Source organism: Candidatus Deferrimicrobiaceae bacterium, from assembly GCA_035256765.1.
In the GTDB taxonomy this organism is placed as follows: Bacteria; Desulfobacterota; Deferrimicrobia; order Deferrimicrobiales; family Deferrimicrobiaceae; genus CSP1-8.
On the sequence record DATEXR010000074.1, the window covers coordinates 1 to 1,866 of the forward strand.

Here is a 1,866-nt window from a genome sequence, read left to right on the forward strand (position 1 = left end):
TCTTGCCGACAGCCTTTTCTCGGAGCGGTCCCTGAAGAACCCCCCGAAGGCGTTTGCAAAGTGAGATGTATTATCGCGTTCGCCCTTCTGGCTGCGATTGCGCTCTGTCCCTGCTCCCGGGCCCTTGCCCTTTCGGCGCACGGATTCCTGGAAGGGGCTGCTGGGGTAAGGCTCACGGACAACCCTGCCCAGCCCAAAGATGCCACCTTGGGGGAAGGACGGCTCCAGGTGGAACTGTCCCAGGAGGGTCCGGCCGACAGCCGGCTTTTCTTCAAGGCCGATCTGATCGGGGACACCGTGGAGGAACGGGGAGATGCCGACCTTCGGGAGCTCTATCTTGACCTTTCTCCCGTGCAGGTACTCGATATCCGCGCCGGGCGGCAGATCCTCACCTGGGGGACGGGCGACCTGATCTTTATCAACGACCTTTTCCCCAAGGACTTCGTTTCCTTCTTCGTCGGGAGGAGCCTTGAATACCTGAAGGTTGGGAGCGACGCGATGAAGTTCAGCCTGTATCCCGGCCCATTCTCCCTGGATCTCGTCGCCGTCCCTCATTTCACGCCGAGCGAGATCCCGAAAGGGGAGCGGCTCTCCTTCTTCAATCCATTCGCCAACCGGATTGCGGTCTCCGGCGAGAGCCTGTCCATGAGGAAGCCCGCCGCAACCCTAGAGAATACCGAACTCGCCTTAAGGCTTTACCGGACCTTCGGAAGTTACGAGGGCGCCCTGTACGGATTTCGCGGCTTCTTCAAGGAGCCTGGGGGCATGGATCCGGCCGACGGGACGCTCTTCTACCCGAAGTTGTCGGTTTACGGCGCCAGCACGCGGGGGCCCTTCCTCCAGGGCGTCGCGAATTTCGAATTCGGTTATTATGATTCCCGGGAGGACAGGCCGGGAACGAATCCCTTGATCGAAAATTCTTCCCTGAAGTACCTGCTGGGCTACGAGCGGGAGCTCCGGACCGATTTTACCGTCCGCGCCCAATATTATCTGGAGCAGATGCTGGGTTACGGGGCCTATAAGGCTTCCCTCCCCCCTGGAGCGCCGGAAAAGAAGGAATATCGTCACCTTCTCTTCTTGCGCCTGACCCAGTTCCTCCGCTACCAGACGGTGGAGCTTTCCTTCATCGGTTTTTACAGCCCTTCGGATGAGGACGGCATGGTCAATCCCCAAATCTCTTACAAGATCACCGACCGGCTGTCCGTCGCGTCGGGGGCCAACGTCTTCTTCGGGAAGAAGGACTTCACCCAGTTCGGACAGCTCGACAAGGACGACAATCTGTACCTTCGATTGCGGACCAGCTATTAAGGAGGGTCGATGGACCGGAAAATATATCTCGATTTCAACGCCAGCACCCCGATCGCCCCGGAGGCCTTGGAGGCGATGCGGCCGTTCTTGGCCGACCATTACGGGAATCCGTCGAGCCTCCATTGGGCAGGGATGCCGGCAAAGGACGCCGTGGAAAAGGCGCGTGGGCAGGTTGCGGGGATCCTCGGGTGCGATCCGACGGAGGTGGTCTTCACCAGCGGCGGGAGCGAGGCGAACAACCATGCGATCCTGGGGGTCTTCTTCGCGAACCGGGACCGGGGCGACCACATCATAACAACGGAGGTCGAGCACCCGGCGACGATCGAGCCGTGCCGTTTCCTCGAACGGTCGCTCGGCGCGAAGGTGACCGTTCTGCCGGTCGACCGGTACGGGATGGTGGATCCGGACGACGTGCGAAAGGCGATCACGCCCCGGACCGTCCTCATCACGGTGATGCACGCCAACAACGAAGTGGGGACGATCGAACCGATCCCCGAGATCGCTGCGATCGCGCGGGAGGCGGGGGTCCCGTTTCACACGGATGCCGCCCAGACTGTC

The 1,866-nt window shown here is 61.0% G+C and carries 2 protein-coding genes; both read left to right on the plus strand.

Translation table 11 applies throughout. From position 1 onward, the window contains the following. Positions 1-60 precede the first annotated feature (60 nt). Positions 61-1,308 carry a hypothetical protein gene (locus VJ307_02290; protein HJX72957.1) on the plus strand — a complete coding sequence of 416 codons (1,248 nt, stop codon included), beginning with the start codon at positions 61-63 and terminating at the stop codon, positions 1,306-1,308. 9 nt (positions 1,309-1,317) lie between these two features. Beyond that, a partial coding sequence (locus tag VJ307_02295) for an aminotransferase class V-fold PLP-dependent enzyme (protein HJX72958.1) occupies positions 1,318-1,866 on the plus strand: 549 nt, incomplete at its 3' end.